Source organism: Hyphomonas sp. L-53-1-40 (genome assembly GCF_000682775.1).
GTDB lineage: Bacteria > Pseudomonadota > Alphaproteobacteria > Caulobacterales > Hyphomonadaceae > Hyphomonas.
This window is the reverse complement of sequence record NZ_AWFI01000001.1, coordinates 46169-70439: the sequence shown is the minus strand read 5'-3', so window position 1 is coordinate 70439 and position 24271 is coordinate 46169. Positions and strand designations below refer to the sequence as shown.

The window sequence follows — 24271 nt, the reverse complement described above, 5'->3', positions numbered from 1 at the left end:
TTACTGACCGCCTCCCATCGTTCCGGGCGCTGCGCTGATCGTGACGCGGCCAGGCTTGGACCGGGCGAACACTTCCGGACGATACATGTCCTCAGCCACCACACCCGGCATTGCGAAATCGCCCGGCGTTACCGCTCTGACGACATAGGCAAGCGTGACCGGCTGCGCATAGACATCGACGGCGGCCACAAACCGATCATCCTGTGCCTCGGCAGTCTGTGCATCCGCAATCTGGCCGAGATAGGCAAACGCGCCCGATCCGCCATATTCACGCCTGCCATCTGCAGGGCGCAGCACCGATTCAATCTCGAAGCCGGCGGGCAGCAGGTCCGCCACGATCACAGGGTTCAGGCGGCGCTCATGTGGCGACACCGTCAAGCGCACGATCAGCTGGTCCCCCTGGCTGACCCGGGACAGATTCACACGACCACCGGTCAGTGTAAAGAATGTCTTGTCGACGCCCATCTTGGATGTCGCAGCGGGCGGCGCCGTTTCTGGCGAACCGCTGACCATAACTGTCCGGAACATCGGCGCCTTGCCTTCCAGCGTGAACGTCACACCTTCAGTGGCCTGCGCTTCGGTCAGGGCATATTGCCGGTCATTATTATTACCACGGCCAAGCCCTTCGACGGTGAGCCGGAAGCCTTCAGCCCCCTCGTTCAGGGAGTCCACAGCCAGCAGCGCGAAAGCCTTTTCCTGCGTTGTCAATCCGGTCGGGTCTGGCGCATCCTCGCCCAGCTTGGCGGAAAGACGCTCTACCACATCCAGCATGTCCGCTTCGGATGCGAGGGCCAGGATGGCCGCCTCATCGCGCAGCGGGGTCTGGTAGTAATCGCCGGTATTCTCGTAACCGAGCGCGTCTTCCGCTGCCTTGAAGGCCGAGGCAGCCCGCGCCCGATCACCCAGCATGGCAAGGCCTGCGCCGATATGGGCGCGTGCCAACGGGCTATCGATGGAATCGACTTCGCGGTCATGCAGGTAGCGCAGGCGAGAAATGTCGGCCTTGCCCGCCTTTGCGAGCACGTAAAGTGCATAGGCCGACGAGCGCTGCATCAGCTTCTCTGTCGTGTCGTTGGAATAGCGGCTCTCATAGACATCCGTGTCGTACCCATAAACGCGCCATGCATCGCCCGTCGAAACCTGCCGCAGGGCTCCATAGGCCCGTTCCAAGGACTCGTCCGGCACGGAGAAGCCAGCCTGTTTCGCCCGATAGACAAAGTCCGTCACATAGGCACCGAGCCAAGGGGACGCATAGCCATCCCCTTCACGCCACAGGCCGAATGCACCGTCAGATCCCTGACGGTTGAGCAGCGTGTTCACCGCGGTTTGAATTCGCATTTTCGGATCGTCGCGGCGTTCTGGAGCCCCCATCGCAATCAGCTGTTCGGAGTAGAGCAATGGCAAGGCCCGGCTGGTGGTCTGCTCGGTGCATCCATAAGGGTAGCGGTCGAGCGAAGCATAGAGCGTCGCCGGATCCATTGGCAGCGTCGAAAAGCCGACACTGATCGCAGCAGACCCCGGCACAAGGCCCTCCAGCAGATCAGCGCCAACAGAATAGCTTTCGCCCGGTTCCATCAATTGCCGACTGATCTTTGTTACCGGCAGATAGGGCGAACGGGTCTGTATCTGGTAAGTCCGGTCCGTTTCGAAATCATTTGGCCCAGTCACCGCCAACCTGACCGTTGCGATACCTTCTGAATCCGCACCAATCCGAACTGGCACATCCGCGCGCGCACCCGTTGCAAGCGAACGCGTCAGCTTGCCATCCGCAACATCAATCGGGCCGTCCGCTGAAATCTCGGCTGTGAACGCTCCAGGCCCGACTTCGACATTGTCGATACTGGCAGTAATTTGAGCTTCATCGCCAGGCGCCATGAAGCGCGGCATGATCAGATCCGACGGTGCTTTCTCGCGCACGATCATGCTGGACTCCGCTGACCCCAGACCAGACCGCGACCAGGCCACGGCCATCAAGCGTAGCTCACCATTGAATTCCGGCAGTTCAAGGCGAACTTTTGCCTTACCCGACCGGCCGACATCAACCAAGCCAGAGAAGAGCGCGACCGATTTCACCGGGACGACCGACAGCCCTTCACCGCCAAGTTGGTCTCCCCCTGAGCGGACTTCGGCTGGCAATCCCATATTCGGGTCAAGCAACCGACCGTAATCGTCGTACATTTCAACACCGAGCGCCTTCTTGCCATAATAATAGCTGACAGGGTCAGGGCTCTCGAATTTGGTGAGACGCAGGATGCCTTCATCGACAGCAGCAAGTGTCAGGAAGACCGGCTCACGTGGGCCACTATCAAACTCGACCTCAACCACCTGCTCACCAACAGGCCGGGCAATATCGGGCGCATTCAGCGTCAACTCGAACGTCCGCGAACCCATATCAACGGGCACATGTGTCACACCAACCGCACGGCGCGGCTTTGCCCGCAGAATCGGATCGCGCTCGGTATAGACCGAGACCATCACATAGGCGCCCTCTCCCCATTCATCGGTCACCGGCAGGGTCACATTGGTGCCCTGCGCACTGACGGACAAATTCTGGACCGACAGAATGCGATCGGTGGCCACAACGATCTGCGCTTGGCCTTCATAAGGCGGCACAATGGTGATATCGGCGCTCTGACCTGCAGAGGGAGCTTTCTCAGGTCCGATGATACGGACACGGTCTGGCGCCTCGGCACCATCCTCTGAAACACCCCCGCCCCAGCCGACATAGAAATCGTCACTGGACGCAGCGGACGCATTCGCGTCGGTGCCTTCGACAACCAGTTCATGGCTGCCCCAATCCAGGCCGGAAACGCGGATCTCGGTACTGCCGCCTTCCGGCGTTGTCACGATGCCTTCATTGACCTTGGTCACCGTGCGAGACCGGCGCCAGCGCCATTGGTCGCCGTCCCGGTACCAGTCGTAATGATAATCGATGGCAAGCAGTTTCCAGTTGAGCCGCTGCGCGATCGCCTGGCCCCTCTCATTCATGGCCACGACTTCGTAGGCCGCATCCTGGCCTTCTTCGACCGAATACTCGAAACCGGGTTTCAGACCGACATAAAGGCGTTCCGGACGATACGGGATGCGCACGCTTTCTGTGACCGCTCGCCCGCCGGGTTCAAGCACACTAACCACAGCATTGATGCGCAGCGGTCGCCCAGCATTGCTACCGGCATTTCCCGGCGCGAGCGTGACTGTCGCGACCCCGGCTCCGTCCGTAGTCGTATCATCCATTTCGAGGATACGCTCACGAAAACTCTCATCATGCTTGCCGAACTTGAATCCCTTGTATTCCGGGAACGGAGTCGGCGCCGCTTCAATGCGGGCTTCGGATTTTACCGTCAGACCGGCGCCTGGGGCGCCGTAAAGGAAACGCGAGGCAACTTCGACGCCGCGGCTCTCACCCAACAAGACGGGCGTGTCCTTGTCAGTGTCGAGGTCAACGGCAATCCGCTGCGGCACGAAATCCTCGACTGCGAAGTTCACTGAGCCGGATGCGCCCGACACTCCGTCCACTTCCACCGTCGCACGCCACTGGCCACGAGATGCACCCTTGGTAAGTTCATAGTCCTCAACGACTGCAGACGCTTCAGGATCATCGAACCGTATCTTCCCGGCCACCAGCCCATTCGGGCGGTAGATGACGATATTGCCAGCACGGTCTTCAATAGCCTTGCCGGTATGATCACGCAGCAGCGCGGTCAATTGCACCGTTTCGCCGGGGCGATAGATGCCACGCTCGGTATACATGAAGGCATCGATGTCACCAGAGATCCGGCGGCCACCGACAGCATATTCTGAGAGGTCCACCGGCGCGCGGGTCAAGTCCAGCACAGCGAGTTCGCCCTTGGCGCTGTAGGCCATGATCAGTTTGGGCTCCATATTGCCCTGGCCATTCGTGATCGGCGCATCAAAGGCCACCCGGCCAACTTCATTTGTGCGGCCTTCCGCAAGAATGTCATTGTTGCGCGCGACCAGCTGCACGGTTGTATCGGGCACTGGGCGACCATCTTGCAGTGAGCGCAGCGTGACATCGAGCCCATTGCCACCTTCATAGGCAGTGATGGCCAGATCGGTCATCATGATCCAGCGACTGGAAGAGGCTGGCGGCTGCTCGGCGCTATCCAGGTCTGCGGCATCCCTGACCGAAACATAATACGCGCCCGGCTCCAGCGGGCCGACGACGTCCTGCAAGGGGAAGACCGACACGACGGGCGCATTCTGCTCGCTGGCCACGTCCATCCGTCCCTTGAAGAGAACTTCCTGAACATCCTCCGGATTGTCTTCACCCCATGTATAGGCATAGCGGCCCTGGGCATTGGTTTGGCCTTCGGTAATGGATTTGAAGGCAAGCGCGCGATCATTGACACGCGACACGGTTACTTCAACTTCGTCGACATTCACCGTTTCAATCGGAAGACCATCTGCATCTTCGCGCGGCAGGATCACGCCTGCTCCCTTGAAGCCGACATAAGGTGGCCGGTCGGCGAAATCGATCGGAACAACTTCCTCATTCTTCAATGTGCGGCCATCAGCCGAAGGCAGGCCGGAAAGCAGTGTTGCAGACCGTTCCGACCCAAAAGTCAGACCGCCAACACACAGCTCGCGTCCCTCAACACTGAGCGCAGGTCGGAAAGCGGGACGGAATTCGAGATACGGCGAGTAATCCGCTTCCGGATCAAGCGGCGCAGAAAAGACGAAACACGCCAGCGGCTGCTCGGTGGCGGTATCGATACGGTAGCGGAAATAGGAGAAATCCTGCTCAACCTCGTCAATCGCGGCCTGACGACGGCGTTCGCGCTGGCGAGCGGCCACATTGTCAGCGGCAGACCGCGTGACAATCGTGCCTTCCTCGCTGGCAGCATCAGATTGTCGGTCTTCCTTGTTGCCTCCACACGCCGCGAGCACGGCGATCATCATGGCTGTGACCAGTGTCCGACCAATTCCCCGCGTGCCCGATATGAAGTGCGACATGGAAACCCTCTCCTTTGAGCTTTCTTACAACTCTTACACATCTTCGCCACGGCGCGAACAGGGCGTGAATGGGTCAAATCAAAGAAATTCTTGCAAATTTCAGCCGCATTCAGCTGAGGTGGCCTGCTTTGGGGGTTGCCAGCCACCCCACAGCGCGGAATGGGTTTCTCATGTGGATCTGGCGAGCAGTCGGAGTTGTGGCATTCGCGCTCGGCGCGATAGGCCTTGCCTTACCGGTGTGGCCCACGACCATTTTCTGGATTGTCGCCGCTTTGGCCTTTGCCAAATCCAATCCCAGCTGGGCGGATTGGATATATCGTCAGCCGGGCGTCGGCCCGGCAATCAAGACCTTCCTCGAAACGGGCGCCATGGCGCGTGAAGCGAAAATCGCCGCTGTTTGCGGTATGGGCCTGGCCGCGTTGATTGTCACCGCGTTTGCCTTTCACAAGCCGTGGGTACTTGGCTCAGGCCTCGGCCTCATCGCCGTTGGTGCTGTCTATGTGATCACGCGCAAACCCCTGCGCGACGAATAGGTCCCTCCCCTGCCGCTCTCAGACCACAGCACAATAATCGAGTGATTATTCTCTCACTCGCCACACTTTCGCCTTCTTTTGAAAGCAAGCGCTCACACACTGAGCTCGCAAGAGTGTTCGACAGCAAGAAGGAGATTACCCCATGCCGGTCACGATTGTCGCGACTGCCCTCAAATCCGCCGCATCCATTTTCGGAGGCTTGTTTCTGGCCGATTTCATTTCAGGTCTTATCCACTGGTTTGAAGACCGGTACGGAAATCCGAAATGGCCTCTGCTGGGCCATACTATCCGCGCCAATCAGGAACACCATTTCAAACCGCGTGCATTTCTGGCCGGCTCATTCCTGTCACGCAACAAGGAAGTCTTCGTGCTTGGCGCCCTGTCCCTTGCCGGCTTCTGGGCCACGGGCACGCTGAACCTGTTCACCGGTACGGCCGTTCTGTTCGGCGTCTTCGCTAATGAATTCCATCGTGCAGCGCATCGCAGCCCGAAGGAGAATGGCAAACTGATCACCGCCTTGCAGAAAACCGGCTTCGCCCAGTCCTTCCAGCATCACGCCGCCCATCACCGCATGGGCAAGGACACCCATTATTGCGTTATTACCAACTACACCAATCCGGTCTTGGAGCGCGCCCGGTTCTTCCCGGCCCTGGAACGCCTTGTGAAAGCTGTGACAGGCCGGGTCCCGCGCCTCGATGAAAGCGTGAACGAACGCTATCGCAAGGCAGCCTGATCCTGCGACCCGCCCCTCATGCTTCCCCGCCTTCCCTGAGGGCGGGGATTTCCTTTGTCGACGCGGCGTCTAGTCTGCTGGGCATAACCAAAAGGGAGAAACGCACATGGATCTGGGCCTAAAGGGAAAAACCATCTTCGTTGCAGGCGCCAGCCGGGGCATTGGCCTTGGCATCGTTGAAGCCTGCCTCGCAGAAGGCGCGAAAGTCGCCCTCGCCGCTCGCGGGGAAGAGAAGCTGGAACAGGAACGTGCCCGCCTTGCCGCCGAGTACGGCGAGGAGAATGTCTGGGCTCGCGCCGGAGACCTGCGCGATTCCCGCACGGTCGAGACCATGATCGATACGATCGAGAACGAACTTGGCGAGCTTTGGGGCGCGGTCGCCAATGTCGGCCTGCACCCGTGCCCCCCCGGTTTTGAAGTCGACGATGCCACCTGGGATGCCGGCATTTCGCAAAATCTCGATTCTGCCTTCTTCCTTGCCCGGTCAGCCTTGCGTCGCATGGACCCGCGGGGTGAAGGCGCCATCCTGATGATCTCTTCGATTGCAGGCCTCACCGGCCTCGGCACGCCGCTGACCTATGGCACATCAAAAGCCGCGATGAACCATCTCACCAAGGAACTCGCCCGGGTATCCGGTCGCAACAATGTGCGCATCAACGCCATTGCCCCCGGCAACATCATCTTCCCGGATGGAGAATGGGAAGAACGCATCAATGGTGAGCGTGGAGACGCTTGGACCCGGTGGATCAAGCGCGAAGTCCCGCTCCAACGCTTCGGCAAGCCGGAGGAGATCGGCTCAGCGGCAGCCTTCCTGCTTAGCCCCGTGGCCAGCTTCATCACCGGTGCCATCGTGCCTGTGGACGGTGGGCAGACCCGATAGGGATCAGCTGCCGATCAGCGTGGTCCGCCGCGCCGGGGCTTCCATTTCTGCCCGGCCGGCGGCCTCCAGGCCCATCTGACCCATCAGCGCATCATCCTCGTCGATTTCCGGATTGTCGGTTGTCAGTAGGCGGTCGCCGACAAAAATCGAGTTCGCACCCGCCAGCAGGCAGAGTGCCTGCCCCTCTTCCGTCATGCCTTCGCGGCCCGCGGACAGACGTACCCAGCTTTGTGGGAACACGACCCGGCAGACGGCAATGGCCCGCGCCATCTCGATGACCGAAATGGCCGGACTGTGGCCGAGCGGCGTGCCTTCAATCGGCACCAGCATGTTCACCGGAACGCTTTCCGGGTGCGGCGTCAGTTTGGATAATTCATGGATCAGGCCAATCCGGTCCTCTCGGCTTTCACCCATTCCCAGAATGCCGCCACAACAGAGCTTCAGGCCAGCCGTTCGCGCACGGCCCAGCGTTTCAAGCCGATCATCATAGGTGCGAGTGGAGACGACCTTGCCGTAATATTCCGGTGAAGTGTCCAGGTTGTGATTGTAGTAATCGAGCCCGGCCGATTTCAGCGCTTCGGCTTGGCCGTCATCCAGCATGCCCAGCGTGACGCAGGTTTCCAGGCCTTCGGCCTTCACGGCTTCGATCATGGCGGCAACTTTGGGGACATCGCGATCCTTCAGGCTGCGCCAGGCCGCTCCCATGCAGAACCGGTCCGCGCCATTTTCCTTGGCTCTGCGCGCGGCGGTGACCACCTCATCCAGCGGCATCAGTTTCGAGGCATCGAGCCCGGTATCGAAATGGGCTGACTGGCTGCAATAGCCGCAATCCTCAGCACAGCCGCCCGTCTTGATCGATAGCAGTTGAGACTTCTGAACTTTCCCATCCGGCCAGTTGGCCTGCTTCACCGTCAATGCGTGCGCCATCAGCGTGTCCAACGGCAAGGCGTAGAGATTCGCGATATCGTCTCGGGTCCAGTCATGGCGAGGGGAAAGGTCTGTCATGCGCGGGGTCCTTTAAGCGACACTAGAGTTCGGCGGAGTACGTATCCGGGGGAGCCGACAGGATCAACCACTGCTGAAATTGACTTTGCGGCAGGCGGCGGATTGACGTAAATCGGCTCGAGCTTGAAAGCCCCCATCATGGATACTCGGCCCGCCCCCAAGAAAGTCCTCGATGCCAATGCCCGTCGCGGTGCTATTATTGGCGGTATCGCGCTGGCTGTAATCATCTTGCTGTTCGCAATCGGCAAGATGACCAATCTGCTGGATATCGCCACCTTGCAGGCCCTCATGCAGGATATCGCCTCCAGCCCGTGGGCCCTGCCAGCTTTGATCCTGCTATTTGTGGTCGGCGCCTTTCTCGGCATTCCCCAATTTGCATTGCTGGCCATCGCGATTGCCATGTTTGGCCCATGGCTCGGCGCGATGTTTGGTTGGATCGCCAACATGGTCGCAGGCGCCGCCACCTTCTATGCCGGGCGCCTCGCAGGCGAAAAAGCATTTCGCCAGTATGCGGGTGAAACCGCCAACAAGCTATCCACCTTCGTCGGACGCAATGCCATGATGACGAGCGCGATCGTACGCAATGTGCCTGCGGGCCCTGCCCTGCTGGTCAATATGGCCTTCGGCGTGAGCCATGCGAAATTTCTCCATTACTGGGCCGGCATGGGGGTGGGGATCATTCCCAAGATCGCCCTGATCGCCTTCGCCGGCCAAAGCCTGTTCGCCGCCCTCAAGGGGAAGGCCGCTGCCGCCGTGGGCGTTTATATTGCCATCGCCGCCTATGCTCGTGCCCGAATGCGCAAAACCGGGCAATCTGTTGCCCTGATCCCGCAAAACGAGGTTGACACCGCCGCCCCATAGGCCGATGTAACACCCCATGTGGAATAAAATGCCTCTTCAGCTACTGCTTACCGGCCCCTGGCCGGTGATGTCTGCCTAGGTCAGCCAGGGCAGCCGCGCGGTCAGGGGTTATCACCAGCCTTATTTCCCATCCCCAGACCCGGTAGCTCCAAAATGTCCACGTCATCCAATCCTCATATCCGTATCTTCGACACGACCCTGCGCGACGGTGAGCAGTCACCCGGCGCGTCCATGACCCATAATGAAAAGCTCGAACTCGCCGAGTTGATGGAAACGATGGGTGTCGATGTGATCGAAGCCGGTTTTCCTGCCGCCTCCGAAGGCGACTTCGCCGCCGTCAGCGCCATTGCCGAACAGTCGAAGTCAGCCATCATCTGCGGCTTGGCCCGTTCGACGCCGAACGATATCGAGCGCTGCGCCGAAGCCGTAAAGAAATCGGCTCGCCCACGCATCCATACCTTCATCTCGACCAGCCCGGTCCATATGAAACACAAGTTGAAAATGGGGCCGAATGCCGTGCTCGAAGCGGTAGGCCGCTCGGTCGCCCAGGCCCGCAACCATACCGACGATGTTGAATGGAGCGCCGAAGACGCCACGCGCACCGATTTCGACTTCCTGTGCAAATGTATCGACGTAGCCATCGCCAGCGGTGCAACCACAATCAATTTGCCTGACACGGTCGGCTATTCGCATCCGGATGAGTATGGTGCCCTGTTCCGCCGTGTGATCGAGACCATCCCGAACTCTGACAAGGTCATCTGGTCGGCCCACTGCCACAATGATCTCGGCTTGGCCGTCGCGAACTCCATCAATGCCGTCGCCAATGGCGCGCGTCAGGTGGAATGCGCCATCAACGGTCTCGGCGAACGTGCCGGCAATGCCGCGCTGGAAGAGATTGTCATGGCCATGAAAGTGCGCAGCGATACGCTGCCCTTCGAGACTGACATCAAGCCCGCCTATCTTTCCCGTGCCTCTGCCATGGTCAGCCGCATCACCGGCTTCCCGGTCCAGTACAACAAGGCGATCGTGGGCAAGAACGCCTTCGCGCATGAAAGCGGCATCCATCAGGATGGCATGCTGAAGAATGCCGAGACCTATGAGATCATGCGGCCCGAAGATGTCGGTGTTGCCAAGACGTCACTGGTCATGGGCAAGCATTCCGGTCGCCACGCCTTCCGCGACAAGCTGGAAGCGCTCGGATACACGATGGAAGGCGATCCCTTGAATGATGCGTTCAAGCGCTTCAAGGCCCTCGCCGACCGCAAGAAGCACGTCTTCGATGATGACATTATCGCACTGGTCGATGACCAGTTGGCTGCAGAAGGCGAACGGATCGCGTTCAAGCGGCTCCGTGTGGTTGCAGGAACAGACGCCCCTCAAACGGCCGAGATTGATCTCGTTGTGGACGGCGAAGAGAAATTCGCCATCGCCCGCGGTAATGGCCCCGTGGATGCGGTGTTCAACGCCATTCGTGAGATTGTGCCGCATGAAGGCAAGCTGGAGCTTTATCAGGTCCACGCCGTCACTGGCGGCACCGATGCCCAGGCGACCGTGTCTGTTCGTCTCAACAGCGACGGCATCATGTCGACCGGTCGTTCCTCGGATCCGGACACGCTTGTCGCGAGTGCAAAAGCCTACCTCCACGCCGTGAATAAGTTGGAAGCGCGCAAAGCGAAGCGGTCGCAGGCCGCCTAGTAAGCCCCGTCTTCTCTCAAAGAGTATTGCTGCATGGATCTCTGGATTCCCATGACGCTGGCGGCTGCATTCTGCCAGAATGGTCGCTCAGCGCTTCAGAAACAGCTGAAGCAGACGCTGAACACATGGGGCGCGACGGCCTCACGTTTCGTCTATGCAGCGCCGCTGGCAGTCGGCCTGCTGGCGGTGTTGACCATCGAGCGGGGCACGCCCCTGCCCGCGCCGCCCGCTGCCTTCTTTGCTTATGCGATTGTAGGCGGAATCAGTCAGGTGCTCGCGACCGGACTGCTGATCCATCTGTTCTCCAGGGCCAATTTCGCGGCTGCCACGGCCTTTACCAAGACCGAACCTGTTCAGGCTGCGCTCGTCGGCATTATCCTGCTCGGCGATACGCTCACCTTGCCCGCCCTTCTGGCGATCATTGCCAGCATTTTGGGGATCATCCTGATCTCGCTGTCCAGAACTGCCGGGCACAAATTGAAGCCGGACAGTTCGCTCTGGATCGGGCTGTTGTCGGGAGCCTGTTTCGCCGTATCGTCCGTGTCGCTTCGCGGCGCATCCTTGTCGCTTGGCGAGGTCGGCCTGCTACTCAGCACCTCAATCACGCTCGCCTTCGTCACGATAATCCAGTCGGTCATGTTGCTCGGTTGGCTCGGACTGCGCGAGCCCGGCCAGGTCGCCAAGCTGTTCGGGGCATGGCGACAAGCCGGATGGGTTGGCCTGATCGGCTTCCTCGGATCAATGGCATGGGTCATGGCGTTCACGCTCAAGGACGCTGCCAGCGTAAAGGCTGTTGGTCAGGTCGAAATCCTGTTTACCCTGATTGCATCACATGTGGTCTTTCGCGAGCACATTACGGCGCGCGAACTGGCAGGTATCCTGCTCGTGGCTTCGGGTGTGATTGGGATTGTATTGCTTGGAGGCTGATCAGATTGCCGCATCAAGCAGCAGATAAGCGGCAAGCCGGGCGCTGGCATTGCGGCCAGTCTTCTGCGTTTGCTCCAGCGCGTGCAACGCGTCGTCAGCTTCCATATCGAGGAAGTCCCGCGCCAGATCCATCAAGTCGCGGTCATTGCGCAGGCGTTGTGTGACGCGCTCCACCTGGCGACCCGCCTGGGACAGGATTGCAGACTTGCGCTCCTTGTCGCCGCGCCGGGCGGCTTCGGCAATCTTGCGTTTGGCTTTCGGGCGGATTGCCTCGGGCAGGACGATACCGGACGTCTGCAGCCGGTCGATCAGTTCGTCGGCGACATCTTCACGGTCGCGCAGGGGTTTGTCCTCGCGGCTCATATCCGAAATGATGTCGCGCCAGCCCATTTCCGCACCCGATGACGGCGAGGACGGCCGCACAGGGACGAGCGGCATCGGCTCGTCTACTGGCTCGGGCTCCAGAATATCAGATTCGTCAGGGACCAAGTCTGTTGCGCGCCGGCGCGGCGTTTCATCGAATGGGTTTTCGGTAACGGCGGGTGTGTCATCATGGCGGCGGCGGAGGGGCTGCGTCACCGGTTCAGGTGTCTTCTCTTCGAGGGCGCGGCTCAGATCCCAGGTGTCGTCCTGCGCCGATGTGTCCGGCTTGTCCGTCAGCGCAGCGCTGGCCAAGGCGTCGGCCGCCGCATCGAACAGTTCGTCATCCATGCTGGCACGTGGCGCAGGCTTGGGTTTTGGCGCGACGGGGGTCTCAGGCATTTCTGGCGTGTGGCCGTTGCGGTCCTCAAGATGGAAACCATTCGTATGCCCATTGCCATTGCGGACAGGCATTGGCTCGAACGCTTCGTCATCATGTAGACCGTCATCGTCGTGGAGCTCGTCGGACTGGTGTGCGGACGCGGGAATGATGCTGGGTTTTGGCTCCGGCTCAGGCGCGCGCTCAGGCACGACCGGTTTCGCAAGATCATCCCTCGCCAACGCCAGAGACGCAGCTTCACGTGTCTTGTGGTCCATCCGGACCGTGTCGGCCTTGGCGGCATACTCCGCCGAGCGGATCGCTGCGGCAGCTTCCTCACCGGCTTCGCGCAGCCGGGCCAATGCGTGCGCCGCGTTTTCGGCGGCCTCGCGCGTAGAAGTATTGATTTCGTTGTTCGCCCGGCGAGCACCATCCAGGGCTGAAGATACGGCGTCTTTCAAGGCGTCGCCGGTTGTCATTGCGGCAGCTGCAGCGATCTCCCCTGCCCGCACAGCAGCGTCTACCGTGCGGCGGGACTGGTCGAGCTTTTCCTCGACGCGTGTGACCGCAAAGGTAAGCGTTTCGGTGCGCGTGGCAGCATCACCTGCGAGCGCATCCAGCTCGATCAGTTTCTCAGACAATGTGCGACCCGCCACCTGCATGGCTTCCAGACGGCGCGTCAGCGCTTCATCGGCGCGGGAAACCTCTTCGCTGGCTTCACGCGTGGCACTCACCATCATCTGGGCCTGTCGCGGGATGGCTTCGTTCAGAGATTGCATATGCGTGCGCAGGTCTCGAGCGAGTCCTTCCAGAGCCTGTCTTTCCTGGCCAAGCCGTTCGGTCAGGTCGCGGGCATTGTCCGCGCTGGCATAAGCCACCGATTCCAACCGCAGGCGCTCGTCTCCGATCTCTCCCGCCATGGCCTTCATCGCTGACAGCGCATGCGCCATGGCGCGATCCACTTCAGCTGCGGCCTGTTTCATCTGTTCGGCAAAAGTGATGCCCTCGGTGCCAGCTTCACGCGCCGGAGCCATCAGGCGAACGGCGGCTTCCATCACCAGCGCATTCGAAGCAGAAGAGCGACGATTGGTGCGCCCCATATAGCCCGCCATGATCATCAGCAGCGCCGGGACGACCAATGCCATGGCTCCGCCGACCAAGACCAATGGTTGTAATTCCTTCAGGCCATCAACACCCCAAAGGCCAACTGCCATCGCAGCCGCGCCGAATATCCAGAATATTGCAACGACAAAACCGGTCACAACCATCCAGCTGCCACCACTGCGGGCGAGCTCGAAGTTTTCAGACGCCTCTTGCCTGACAAGCAGATCGCGGCCAGACGGGCGAGCGGCAGACGGCTCGGTCATAGCCGGAGTATACCGCGACAATTCGACCGGCGCGAGACCAGAATGTGTGCATTTCTAGGTTTGGAAGGCCGAATGCGTTAACGGGCCAGCAGGGCCGTGACCACAGAGTCCTGACGGGCCGCTTCGGAATTGTCATCCTGCTCCGGCGCAAATTCCAGTCCCAGCCACGCCAAAGCAGCTGCCAAAACCAGATTACGAACCAACACGACGAAATCCAACATCGTAATTCCCCAGAGCCAAATACGAATTGTGCCACGTCAAAACTCGGCACAGATGAATAATAATTCAAGTTTGCCTTTTCGACAATCGATAAATTCAGCCCGATCAAAGATTCTCTGAAAAGCTAAAATCATTAACGATTGGGCAGCAGCCTCGTGTCACGGTCAAATTCTGTGGGAGACGCCTGACATGACCGAGACCTTTGCCTTACTCGATCGCGAGCACCTCAAAGCAATGACCGGAGGCGACAATGATCTCGCCGTGGAAGTCATCGAAATCTTCCGGCATCAGGCCGAAATCTGGTCACGTATGCTGGATCCGCACGCCGAGGCGAGCCAATGGGCCGACGCCGCCCACACGCTCAAGGGCGCCAGCCTTGGTATAGGTGCCATCCTGTTGGCGTCGAAATGTGAGAAAGCCGAAAAAGCAGGCCGGTCAGAGACCCCGCCCAGCGTCACGGCCGCTGCAGTCATGATCAGCGATATCAAGGATGCGCTGGGGGAGACACTCGAAGAGGTCGCCCAGGTGCTTTACGAGTTTACATCGTCGCCGCCACGCCGCGCGTCATAGCTGCCGAACTCGTACGCAATGCAACGGTCAATCAAGGTCCGCCAGACCGGCTCGGCGATGGCCGGCGACAAGCCCGCGCCTTCGCAAGCAGCCTTGACCTTTGTCACGACATCTTCGATCCGCGCGCTGTCATGCACTTTCGACCGGTCCGGCTTGATACGCGCCGCAGCATCCATGAAGGATTGGCGCTCTGCCAGGATTTCGACGAGCAGACGATCAATCCGGTCGATCTCATAACGAACATCGGACATGGTTTCAGCCGTCTCGGATGAGTGACGTCGCTGATCGGAAGTGTAGGTGGTCATGCGGAATATGCCCTGTTGCCGAGAGGTTTGCGCATATATGACCCCAATCGCCACCGCAACAAAGCAGCTGCGACGAAGCGCCTCCAGACCACATGGACATGAAAAAGGGCCGCCCTTTCGAGCGGCCCCCTGTTTTATGGGTTGAGCGCTGTCTAGCGTGTGCTGCGCCAGGATTCGAGGATCCGGGCGGCCCATTCGCGGCCACCCCAGCCAAAGGCGATGGCAAAGGCTGCGGCACCGCCGATGACAATCCATTTGGCCACTTCCAGAATGAACACGCCACCCGTAGGGTCGAGGCCCATGCGGGAGATGCCGAGGATCACGGCAAGCACGATGATGATCCATTTCATGACGCGCGCAGTGACATCGGTTGCCCCTGCCCCAGTGGAATCCATGGCCGAGCTCACAAGCTTGGCAATGAACACGCCTGCGAAGATGATCAGCGCGCCAAAGATGATCTGGACGCCCATATCGAGCACAACATTCATCGCATAGGTCAGCGACTCAATTCCCAGCGCGTTCAGCGCAGCCACCAGGCCAAGCAGCACGATCAGGAACATCGCAACCCGGGCAATTACCGTGCTGGCAGTCAGCCCGCCATCTGCGCCCTTGAGCAGGCCAAGTTCGGAAACAGCCGAATCCACACCTGTACCTGGCAGCGTCTTCAGCACCAGATTGGCAACAAACCGGCCGATCAGCACGAAGATTGCGAGGATCACGCCGGCGGCCAGTACATTCGGGATAATGCCGATAATGTCGGTCAGCAGCTCATTTGCCGGGGCGGAGATCGCCTCGATGGCCAGCACATCAAACGCCATGATAGCGCCGATGATCACCAGAACGGCGAATGCCACGGATGCCACAATGCCGGAGATGTTTACGCGTCCGGTCGCCAAGCCGAAGCGTTCCGGCATGCCGTCACCGAATACAAGTACGGCTTTCAGCGTCTCACGCACGACATTGGCAATAATGATGAAAATTCCGAAGATCAGTGCCGCACCGATGACATTTGGCAGATAGGACAGGATCGGATCGATCACGCCATGTAGCGCGCTCGAAATCTGCGTTGCGCCTGCGATCGCGAGCGCTTGCATCAAACCTATCAGGATCGTGACCCAGAATGCCGCTTGCGCAAGGCTGGTGCCAAGCGATTTGCTGTCACTGGTGGCCGTTGATGCGTTGGCTTTCTTGGCCAGACCTGTCCGGTCGATGGCTGCCGCAATCAGCCAGCGCACGATGAAAGCGCCGATGATGAAGGCAATCATGACCAAGGCGGCCTTGATCAGCTGTGGACCATAGGCCTGCGCCTGATCGACCGTATTTCGCCAGAATTCGTCCATTGAAGTTAGTCCCCTTTAGTTGTGTTGCGCCAGTTGAGGCTCAATCAGATACGCATTGGGGGAGCCCCTGGTTGCGCGTGCCAACAAATTTCGCTTGGAAAATGCCAGCCCAGCACATGCCCACCGCCTCCGTTTGTGTGCGCTCACCCACACTAGGGATTGAAGTCGATTTCGACCACGGAGCGCACCAAAGCGTACCGCTTTTGCTACCTCGGATCAAATGAACGTGAAATAACAAGGCATTGGGGAACCATTCAATCAGCCCCCCTTATGTACATAACCTGTGTTGTGACGCGTAATAAATACAACACATCGCGGAGGGTGGGGAGACGCCCCCCTGGCAGGCCGCGATAAGGGGACGACGCGAATGGGCAGGTGCAGAAACGCACCTGCCCTTTTTCGTGAACCCGTAGGTCAATTTCGCGAAAAATCTCGCAACGGCGATCTCGAACGTTTTTCCTGTTGCGGTCACATGGGTCAAACGTATATGTTATAAAATAACATGTATGGAGAGCTTCCCATGTCGCAAGACAAGTTCGCTTTGTCTGAAGCCTTCGGCCCGGATCATGCCGCAGCATACGACAACCAGTTCGAAGAATTGCAGGCCATCAAGGGGCTGCTGCATCTGATACTGGAAACCGGTTTGGGAAAACTGCCGGACAATGCACGCATTCTTGTCGCCGGGGCCGGGACCGGCGCTGAAGTCCGCTACCTCGCCACACGATTTCCCAAATGGCAGTTTGCGCTCATTGATCCTTCCAACGCCATGTTGGATGTCGCTCGCCGGCATGCGGAGGCTGAAGGCTTCGCGGCGCGCTGCACGTTTCACAATGCTTATGTCTCGGAGGTCGAAGCATTCGACTTTGATGGCGCAACCAGTCTGCTCGTCTCGCACTTCCTGACCCAGGCCGACTCGCGGACCGCTTACTTCCGTTCCATCGCGGATCGCTTGCGCCCCGGCGCACCGCTCTTCAATGCCGACTTGTGCGCCAACATGAACGCGCCCGACTTCCCGATGGTGATGGAGCTTTGGCTGAACCTCTTGTCCCGTACGGGCATGACCCCGGAGGGTCGGGCTCACTACCAGCAGATGTTCGGCTCACAGTTTGCCTGCCACGGACCGGCAAAGGTTGAACACATGATGGAGAGTGCCGGATTTGCCCTGCCCGCACAGTGCATGCAGGCAGGACTTATCCGAGGCTGGCTGACCGCGAAGGCCTAGACTTCGAGCAGCATCCGCTCTGGGTCTTCCAGGGCTTCCTTGACGCGGACAAGGAAGGTCACCGCTTCCTTGCCGTCAACGATCCGGTGGTCATAGGACAGCGCCAGATACATCATGGGGCGAATCTTTACTTCGCCATTGATGGCCACAGGGCGCTGTTCGATCCGGTGCATGCCAAGCACGCCGGACTGTGGGGGGTTCAGGATCGGGGTCGACATCAGCGAGCCATAGATCCCGCCATTGGAGATGGTGAACGTACCGCCCTGCATGTCGCCAATGGTCAGCGAGCCATCGCGGGCGCGCTTGCCGAGATCGGCAATATACTTCTCGATACCGGCCAGCGACAGGTCGTCGGAATCGCGCACGACGGGCACAACAAGGCCCTTGTCGGTGCCGACCGCGACGCCGATGTCATAATAGTTCTTGTAGATGATGTCCGTGCCATCGATCTCGGCGTTCACCGCAGGCACTTCCTTCAGCGCGTTGACGCACGCTTTCACGAAGAAGCTCATGAAGCCAAGCTTGATGCCGTGCTTGGCAACGAAGGCTTCCTGATGCTTTTTCCGAAGGTCCATGATTGCGCCCATGTCGACATCGTTGAATGTCGTCAGCATGGCCGCATTGTCCTGAGCCTCTTTCAGGCGGCGAGCGATCGTCTGGCGCAGGCGCGTCATGCGGACGCGCTCTTCCCGCGGACCAATGTCGCGCGGTCCCTTGGCTTCTGCCGGAGCCGAAGCAGCCTTCGGCGCGCTGTTCACATAATTCATCGCGTCAGCCTTTGTCGCGCGGCCATCACGGCCTGAGCCTGGAATATCAGCGGGGTTCACGCCAGCCTCTGATGAAATGCGGCGCACGGATGGAGAGACAGGGCGCTCGCCCGTCGCAGCGGGAGCCGATGTGGTGGCTGCAGGCTTCGACGCTGCCGGCGCAGCGGCCGCGGCCGACCCGCCCGCGCTGATGCGCGCAATAACAGATCCCGGCGTAACCGAGTCACCCTCACCGACCAGCAATTCGGCGACGATGCCGTCAGCGGGTGAAGGCACTTCCAGTGCAACCTTGTCGGTTTCGATCTCGGCGATTGTCTCGTCTTTCTTGACCGCATCACCTGGCGCCTTGAGGAAGGTTGACAGCGTGCCCTCAGCGACGCTTTCGCCCATGGTCGGCACTTCTACATCCATCAGTTCGCCCTTGTCGGCCTTGCCCGGGACGCCGCCCGGATCTTTCGGCCCGCCATGCTCCGGCAGCGCCGCCGCAGCCGTTTCAGGCTTCGCCGATGCGCCGGACCCGCCGCCGAGCTTGCCAAGCAGCGCGCCGATTTCGACCGTGTCGCCCTCATTGGCGATAATCTCGGACAGGACGCCATCTTCGGTGGCGGAAACCTCAACAGACACTTTGTCTGTTTCGAGTTCAACAAGCACTTCGTCTTTCTTTACCGCGTCGCCCTTGGCTTTCAGCCATTGGCCAACTGTGGCTTCGGTGATGCTCTCGCCGAGAGTAGGCACTGTGATATCGGTCATGAAATCAGTCCGTTTGTAATAAATCAGAATCAGGTGGCGACGATGTTGTCAGCTACAGGGTCTTTGCCAAGGGCCGTTGAGATCAGGGAATCCTGCTCGGCCTTGTGCTTGGACAGCAAACCTGTTGCCGTGGCAGCAGATGGCGGACGGCCCGCATAGGATGGACGCGGAGAGGTGGACCCGGCCTGGTTTGCACACCATTCCAGCTCGTCCCGAATGAACGTCCAGCCACCCATGTTGCGTGGCTCTTCCTGACACCAGACGATCTCGGCCTGTGGGAAGCGCTTCAACTCATGGATCAGCGACTTGCGTGGCACCGGATAGAATTGCTCGACGCGCAGCAGATAGACATCGTCCACACCGCTTTCCTCGCGCGCTTCGAACAGATCATAATAGACCTTGCCCGAACAGAGCACGACGCGGCGCACCTTGTTGTCCTTGACGAGTTTCACCTTGCCTTCGCGGCCCGGCGTCTCGGCATCATCCCACAAGATACGGTGGAAGGATGACTTCGTGCTCAGATCGTCCAGACTGGACGTTGCCAGCTTGTGACGCAAAAGGGATTTCGGCGTCATGATGATCAGCGGCTTGCGGAAGTCGCGATGGATCTGGCGGCGCAGGGCATGGAAATAGTTTGCCGGCGTCGTCAGATTGCAGACTTGCCAATTGTCTTCGGCACACATCTGCAGGAAGCGCTCCAGACGGGCTGATGAGTGCTCCGGACCCTGACCTTCATAGCCATGCGGCAGGAGCAGGACCAGGCCCGACATGCGCAGCCATTTGCGCTCAGCCGACGAGATGAACTGGTCGAAGAAGACCTGCGCACCGTTGGAGAAGTCCCCGAACTGGGCTTCCCACATGGTCAGCGTGTTCGGGTCGGCTAGCGAATATCCGTACTCGTATCCGACAACAGCCTCTTCCGACAGAAGCGAGTCGATCACTTCGTAATGGGCCTGCTTGTCGCTGATATTGTTCAGCGGCGTGTAGCGATCGCCATTTGTCTGGTCGATGATGTGGCTGTGGCGCTGGGAGAATGTCCCACGACCGCTATCCTGTCCGGACAGACGGACCGGGAAGCCCTCGTCCAGCAAGGTCGCAAACGCCAGATGCTCCGCCGTCGCCCAATCGAGCCCCTTCCCTTTCGAGATGGCGGTTGAGCGTGCGTCGATGACGCGCGCAAGCGTGCGGTGAATGTCGACGCCTTCCGGCACCGTGGTGATGGTCTGGCCAAGCGCCTGCAGGCGTTTCTTGGCAACACCGGTCTTGCCGCGGCGCTCATCATCATCCGGCAGGCCGAGGCCTTTCCACTCGCCGTCCAGCCAGTCGGCTTTCTTGGCTTCGAATGTCTTGCCGGCTTCGAACTCGCGGTCGAGATAGGCTTCGAAATCAACCACTTGCTGCTCGACCTGCTCGGCCGTCAGGATGCCTTCCTTGACGAGGCGCTCGGCATAGATCTCGCGGGTCGAGGCATGGCCCTTGATCTTGGTGTACATCACCGGCTGGGTGAACATGGGCTCGTCGCCCTCATTGTGCCCGAAGCGGCGATAGCAGAACATGTCGATGACAACGTCCTTGCCGAATTTCTGACGGTACTCGGTCGCGATCTTGGCCGCATAGGTAACCGCTTCCGGATCGTCGCCATTCACGTGGAAGATCGGTGCCTGAACCATCAGGGCAACATCCGACGGGTACGGAGAAGACCGGGAATAAATCGGGCTCGTGGTGAAGCCGATCTGGTTGTTCACGATAAAGTGGATCGTGCCACCCGTGCGATAGCCCGACAGGCCCGACAGCGCGAAACATTCGGACACGACGCCCTGCCCCGCAAAGGCTGCGTCGCCGTGGAGCAACAATGGCAACACGGTCGAGCGGTCCAGCGTCCCGCTCTCACGATGCAGCATTTCCTGCTTGGAGCGCGACTTGCCCAGCACAACCGGGTCCACTGCTTCCAGGTGGGACGGGTTGGCGTTCATCGAGAGGTGAACTTCATTGCCGTCGAACTCGCGGTCAGACGACGCGCCGAGATGGTATTTCACATCGCCCGAGCCAAACTCGCCTGCGCCTTGCGTGTTACCGCCCTGGAATTCGTGGAAGATCTGCTCGTAGGGCTTGCCCATCACAGCGGCCAGCATGTTGAGGCGACCACGGTGCGGCATACCGACAACGATCTCGCGCACGCCAAGCGCGCCGCCACGTTTGATGATCTGTTCCAGCGCGGGCACCGCCGCTTCACCGCCATCAAGTCCGAAGCGTTTCGTGCCTGGATACCGCTTGTGCAGGAAGCGTTCGAAGGTTTCCGCTTCGATCAGCTTGGCGAGGATCGCCTTCTTGCCCTGATCCGTGAACGCAACGCCCTTGTCCGGGCCTTCGATCCGCTCCTGAAGCCAGGCCTTCTCTTCCGGATCGGAAATATGCATGAACTCGATGCCTATGGTCGAACAATATGTCCGCTGCAGGATGTCGAGCATCTCGCTGACCGTCGCATGGTCCAGACCAAGATAGCCATCGATGAAGATCTTGCGGCCCATGTCGTCTGCACCAAAGCCATAGCTGGCAGGGTCCAGTTCAGGCTGTTTTTCAGGCGTGTCGAGCGAAAGCGGGTCCAGCTGCGCAGCAAGGTGGCCGCGCATGCGATAGGCGCGGATCATCATGATCGCGCGGATCGAATCCTTGACGTTCTGGGCGATTTCCTCGGCAGAGGCGCCCGGCTTGGCAGATTTCAGCTTCTTTTCGAGCTTTGGCTCGACCAGCGCCCAGTTGCCGTCGAAGGCGGCGACCTGTTCGTCGCTGACCGGACGGGGCCAGTCGCCCCGTTTCCAGCTGGCACCGTCGGCATTGCGCGCCGCATCACCTGAATCATCGCCCAATTCCGCAAAGAATTCGCGCCAGCTCTCAGGAACTGACGCGGGATTCTTCGCATATGCAGCCTGCATCTGCTCCAGCCATTGGGCCGAGCCGCCATACAGGAACGCTGTTTCCAGCATGGCGCTGTTACCTGCGCCGCGCGAGCCGTCTACTGGGCTGCCATCATCTGCCATTTTCAATCCGTCCTTTGGGACCTGTTCCCTGACATTAAGGAACAAAATACTTGCCCGGTTCCTACCGGAACTGAAGTTCTCTAGGACGGCCTGTGCGGGGACAGATGCTGGCCTCGCCAGACTGGCCCGGACGGGCCGTCCTGGCTTAGATGTATATCCGGGCGCTAGCCCTTCAATACGTCAACCATGGTTGTCCCGAGACGCGCAGGTGACGGGGAGACGCGAATACCCGCCTCTTCCATCGCCGCAATCTTGCTCTCGGCATCACCCTGGCCACCTGAAACGATAGCACCGGCATGGCCCATCGTGCGCCCCTTCGGCGCAGTCCGACCCGCAATAAAGCCGACCATCGGTTTTTTCCGGCCTTTTTTGGCTTCGTCGATCAGGAATTGCGCAGCTTCCTCTTCGGCACTGCCGCCAATTTCACCGATCATGATGATCGATTGGGTCTCATCATCGGACAGGAACATGTCCAGCACGTCGATGAACTCGGTGCCTTTGACCGGGTCACCGCCGATACCGACTGCAGATGTCTGGCCGAGGCCCGCCTGAGAGGTCTGGTAAACGGCTTCATAGGTCAACGTACCGGAGCGCGACACAACGCCAACAGTGCCCTTCTGGAAGATCTTGCCGGGCATGATGCCGATCTTGCACTGTTCCGGCGTCAACAGGCCGGGGCAGTTCGGACCGATCAGGCGTGACTTGGATTTTTCTAGTTTCGCCTTCACACGCACCATGTCGAGCACAGGAACGCCCTCGGTGATGCAGACGATCAGCGGGATTTCCGCATCGATGGCTTCTTCGATGGCGGCGGCGGCGCCGACTGGCGGCACGTAGATCACGGACGCATTGGCGCCGGTTGCCTTGGCGGCTTCACCGGCATTGGCGAAGATCGGCAGTTCGGTGCCGTTGTCAGCGGTCCATTTCTGGCCAGCCTTCTTCGGGTGCGTACCGGCAACCATTTGCGTGCCGTAATACTCCAGCGCCTGATTGGTGTGGAAAGAGCCCGTATTGCCGGTCAGGCCCTGGACGATGACTTTGGTATTCTTGTCGATGAGAATGGACATGTTTCCTTAGGCCTCTTTAACAGCGGCAACAATTTTCTGGGCGGCGTCGTCGAGGTCATCGGCGGGGATGACGTTCAGGCCGGAATTCTTGATGATTTCCTTGCCCATTTCGACGTTCGTACCTTCGAGGCGCACAACCAGCGGCACAGCGAGGTTGGTCTCCTTCACCGCGGCGATCACGCCTTCGGCGATGACGTCACATTTCATGATGCCGCCGAAGATATTCACGAGGATGCCCTTCACGTTCGGGTCCTTCATGATGATCTTGAAGGCCGCAGCGACCTTCTCGGCGTTTGCACCGCCGCCAACGTCACAGAAGTTGGCTGGCTCTTCACCGTACAGCTTGATGATGTCCATCGTCGCCATGGCGAGGCCCGCGCCGTTGACCATGCAACCGATCGTGCCGTCGAGGGCGATATAGGCGAGGTCCCATTCGGAGGCCTCGATCTCTTTTTCGTCTTCCTCGGTCGTGTCCCGCAGCTCGACAATGTCAGGGTGGCGGAACAGGGCGTTGCCGTCAAAGCTGACCTTGGCGTCGAGCACGCGCAGACGGCCATTTTCCATGACGATCAGCGGGTTGATCTCGAGCATCGCCATGTCCTTCTCGATGAAGGCCTTGTAGAGGATCGGGAAGAGTTTCATGCCATCTTCGCGGGCCTCACCGTCCAGCTTCAGCGCGTCGCAGAGCTGCGCAGCATCGGCTTCGGTCACACCAGCCGTCGGATCGATTGGCAGGGTCAGGATTTTCTCAGGCGTCTCGTGCGCGACTTCCTCAATGTCCATGCCGCCTTCGGTGGAGGCAACAAAGGCCGGGCGGCCTGTGGCGCGGTCGACCAGAAGGGAGAGATAGAGTTCGCGATCAATGTCGGCGCCGTCTTCGATGTAGAGGCGGTTGACCTGTTTGCCAGCATCGCTGGTCTGCGCGGTGACGAGGTGATTGCCCAGCATCGCCTTGGCGTGCTCCAGAACGTCTTCCTTGGAGAAGGCGAGGCGAACGCCGCCCTTTTCGCCAGCTGCTGCTTCGATGAACTTGCCCTTGCCGCGTCCACCGGCATGAATTTGGGACTTCACGACCCAGAGCGGCCCCGGCAGCGTATCGACCGCCTTTTGTACATCATCGAGAGAAAGAACGGGTACGCCTTCTGCCACTGGAGCGCCGAAAGATTTCAGCACGGCCTTGGCCTGGTATTCGTGTATGTTCATGGAAACTTGCCTTGTCTGCCCTGGCTTGCGGAAAGAGCCGGCACAGGCCGGCCCGTTTGATTGTCCGCGCTATATA

18 protein-coding genes are annotated in these 24271 nt (G+C 59.7%); 8 read left to right on the top strand and 10 right to left on the bottom strand.

Translation table 11 applies throughout. The annotated features are described in order from the left end of the window. Entirely contained in the window at nucleotides 1-4974 is a 4974-nt protein-coding gene (locus tag L53_RS00310) for an alpha-2-macroglobulin (protein WP_034810512.1), read from the bottom strand. Nucleotides 4975-5144: 170 nt separating this feature from the next. Between L53_RS00310 and L53_RS00305 the strand changes: the two genes are divergently transcribed. From L53_RS00305 to L53_RS00295, 3 genes are all read left to right on the top strand, one after another. Further along, the gene (locus L53_RS00305) at nucleotides 5145-5507 is read left to right on the top strand and encodes a YbaN family protein (RefSeq protein WP_034811721.1); all 363 of its coding nucleotides are present in this window, start codon (nucleotides 5145-5147) and stop codon (nucleotides 5505-5507) included. Nucleotides 5508-5649: 142 nt separating this feature from the next. Beyond that, complete coding sequence (locus tag L53_RS00300; RefSeq protein ID WP_034810511.1) at nucleotides 5650-6240, top strand: fatty acid desaturase CarF family protein; 591 nt, start codon at nucleotides 5650-5652, stop codon at nucleotides 6238-6240. A gap of 106 nt (nucleotides 6241-6346) precedes the next feature. Beyond that, nucleotides 6347-7120, top strand: a complete 774-nt coding sequence (locus L53_RS00295) for an SDR family NAD(P)-dependent oxidoreductase (RefSeq protein WP_034810510.1) — start codon at nucleotides 6347-6349, stop codon at nucleotides 7118-7120. Nucleotides 7121-7123: 3 nt separating this feature from the next. On the opposite strand, the gene bioB is transcribed toward L53_RS00295, so the two are convergent. Beyond that, nucleotides 7124-8125 carry a biotin synthase BioB gene (gene bioB / locus L53_RS00290; RefSeq protein ID WP_034810509.1) on the bottom strand — a complete coding sequence of 334 codons (1002 nt, stop codon included), beginning with the start codon at nucleotides 8123-8125 and terminating at the stop codon, nucleotides 7124-7126. 138 nt (nucleotides 8126-8263) lie between these two features. On the opposite strand from bioB, the gene L53_RS00285 reads away from it, so the two are divergent. From L53_RS00285 to L53_RS00275, 3 genes are all read left to right on the top strand, one after another. After that, nucleotides 8264-8986, top strand: coding sequence for a TVP38/TMEM64 family protein (locus tag L53_RS00285; protein WP_051607407.1), 723 nt, complete (start codon nucleotides 8264-8266; stop codon nucleotides 8984-8986). A gap of 153 nt (nucleotides 8987-9139) precedes the next feature. Further along, nucleotides 9140-10681 carry a 2-isopropylmalate synthase gene (locus tag L53_RS00280; RefSeq protein ID WP_034810507.1) on the top strand — a complete coding sequence of 514 codons (1542 nt, stop codon included), beginning with the start codon at nucleotides 9140-9142 and terminating at the stop codon, nucleotides 10679-10681. 33 nt (nucleotides 10682-10714) lie between these two features. Then, nucleotides 10715-11608, top strand: coding sequence for a DMT family transporter (locus L53_RS00275; RefSeq protein ID WP_034810506.1), 894 nt, complete (start codon nucleotides 10715-10717; stop codon nucleotides 11606-11608). Here the strand turns inward: L53_RS00275 and L53_RS00270 are convergent, their stop codons facing one another. Next, the gene (locus tag L53_RS00270; RefSeq protein WP_034810504.1) at nucleotides 11609-13714 is read right to left on the bottom strand and encodes a hypothetical protein; all 2106 of its coding nucleotides are present in this window, start codon (nucleotides 13712-13714) and stop codon (nucleotides 11609-11611) included. Between the two features lie 77 nt (nucleotides 13715-13791). Next, complete coding sequence (locus L53_RS16905) at nucleotides 13792-13935, bottom strand: hypothetical protein (RefSeq protein WP_156947764.1); 144 nt, start codon at nucleotides 13933-13935, stop codon at nucleotides 13792-13794. 187 nt (nucleotides 13936-14122) lie between these two features. Here L53_RS16905 and L53_RS00265 point away from each other — a divergent pair, with 187 nt between their 5' ends. After that, nucleotides 14123-14503, top strand: a complete 381-nt coding sequence (locus L53_RS00265) for an Hpt domain-containing protein (RefSeq protein ID WP_034810503.1) — start codon at nucleotides 14123-14125, stop codon at nucleotides 14501-14503. Here L53_RS00265 and L53_RS00260 read toward each other — a convergent pair. Continuing rightward, nucleotides 14464-14808, bottom strand: a complete 345-nt coding sequence (locus L53_RS00260; protein ID WP_051607406.1) for a chorismate mutase — start codon at nucleotides 14806-14808, stop codon at nucleotides 14464-14466. The genes L53_RS00265 and L53_RS00260 overlap by 40 nt on opposite strands. Nucleotides 14809-14960: 152 nt before the next feature. After that, nucleotides 14961-16148, bottom strand: a complete 1188-nt coding sequence (locus L53_RS00255; RefSeq protein ID WP_034810502.1) for a mechanosensitive ion channel — start codon at nucleotides 16146-16148, stop codon at nucleotides 14961-14963. 520 nt (nucleotides 16149-16668) lie between these two features. Here L53_RS00255 and L53_RS00250 point away from each other — a divergent pair. Then, nucleotides 16669-17370 carry a class I SAM-dependent methyltransferase gene (locus L53_RS00250; protein ID WP_051607405.1) on the top strand — a complete coding sequence of 234 codons (702 nt, stop codon included), beginning with the start codon at nucleotides 16669-16671 and terminating at the stop codon, nucleotides 17368-17370. On the opposite strand, the gene odhB is transcribed toward L53_RS00250, so the two are convergent. The 4 genes from odhB to sucC form a co-directional block, all read right to left on the bottom strand. Beyond that, nucleotides 17367-18887 (bottom strand): 2-oxoglutarate dehydrogenase complex dihydrolipoyllysine-residue succinyltransferase, encoded by a 1521-nt coding sequence (odhB, locus tag L53_RS00245; RefSeq protein ID WP_034810501.1) that lies wholly within the window; start codon nucleotides 18885-18887, stop codon nucleotides 17367-17369. The two genes, L53_RS00250 and odhB, sit on opposite strands and share 4 nt — an antisense overlap. A gap of 29 nt (nucleotides 18888-18916) precedes the next feature. Further along, nucleotides 18917-21925 (bottom strand): 2-oxoglutarate dehydrogenase E1 component, encoded by a 3009-nt coding sequence (locus tag L53_RS00240; RefSeq protein ID WP_034810500.1) that lies wholly within the window; start codon nucleotides 21923-21925, stop codon nucleotides 18917-18919. A 164-nt stretch (nucleotides 21926-22089) separates the two neighbouring features. Next, nucleotides 22090-22992 carry a succinate--CoA ligase subunit alpha gene (gene sucD / locus L53_RS00235; protein ID WP_034810499.1) on the bottom strand — a complete coding sequence of 301 codons (903 nt, stop codon included), beginning with the start codon at nucleotides 22990-22992 and terminating at the stop codon, nucleotides 22090-22092. A 6-nt stretch (nucleotides 22993-22998) separates the two neighbouring features. Further along, a complete protein-coding gene (sucC, locus tag L53_RS00230; RefSeq protein ID WP_034810498.1) occupies nucleotides 22999-24195 on the bottom strand; it encodes an ADP-forming succinate--CoA ligase subunit beta in 1197 nt (398 codons plus the stop codon). Nucleotides 24196-24271: the final 76 nt, after the last annotated feature.